The organism is Algoriphagus litoralis (genome assembly GCF_003259255.1).
Lineage (GTDB): Bacteria > Bacteroidota > Bacteroidia > Cytophagales > Cyclobacteriaceae > Algoriphagus > Algoriphagus litoralis.
This window is the reverse complement of record NZ_QGOL01000044.1, coordinates 1-946: the sequence shown is the minus strand read 5'-3', so window position 1 is coordinate 946 and position 946 is coordinate 1. Positions and strand designations below refer to the sequence as shown.

1 protein-coding gene is annotated in these 946 nt (G+C 49.3%); it reads right to left on the bottom strand.

The window, feature by feature from the left end:
• On the bottom strand, window positions 1-946 hold a 946-nt coding region (locus DK188_RS21225), incomplete at both ends, for an MBG domain-containing protein (RefSeq protein ID WP_198673067.1).

Sequence of the window (946 nt, the reverse complement as noted above, 5' to 3'; positions counted from 1 at the left end):
CTTTGATCTTCAAAGGTAATTTCAGTAATCGTGGCCGGAGTGATCGTCAGATCTGCAGTCAAGACGAGAGTCGTGAAATTGCTTCCCGTAATCGTCGCCGTCACTTCCTGAGTTCCTACATCCGTTCTACCATTATTGGTATAGGCTACAGATGTACTTGTCTGAAGAGTTCCTGTGATTGCAAGGCTCTTCTCAGTTCCGTCGAAGACAAAGCTTCCGTCTGCAAAGGTGATTCCCGTAATCGTGGCCGGAGTGATGGTCAGATCTGCAGTCAATTCCAGCGTGGTGAAGTTGGCTCCCGAGATCGTCGCAGTCACTTCCTGAGTTCCTATATCTGTTCTGCCATTATTGGTATAAGCTATTGAGGTTCCATCAGGTAGAGTTCCTGTGATTGCAAGGCTCTTCTCAGTTCCGTCGAAGACAAAGCTGCCGTCTGCTAAGGTAATTCCAGTGATCGTGGCCGGGGTAATCGTCAGATCTGCAGTCAACACCAGCGTGGTAAAGTTCGATCCCGTGATCGTCGCAGTCACTTCCTGAGTTCCCACATTGGTTCGGCTGTTGTTCGTATACGCCACCGAAGTGCCTGTCAGAAGGTTACCGGAGATCGCCAAAGACCTAGCCGATCCGTCGAAAACGAAGCTTTGATCTTCAAAGGTAATTCCAGTAACCGTTGCCGGAGTGATGGTCAGATCTGCAGTCAACACCAGCGTGGTAAAGTTCGATCCTGTGATCGTCGCCGTCACTTCTTGAGTGCCTACATCCGTTCTTCCATTGTTGGTGTAAGCTACAGATGTACCTGCCGGAAGAGTTCCTGTGATTGCAAGGTTCTTGTCAGTTCCGTCGAAGACAAAGGTACCGTCGGTAAAGGTGATTCCTGTAATCGTGTCCGGGGTAATCGTCAGATCTGCAGTCAATACCAAAGTGGTAAAGTTCGATCCTGTGATCG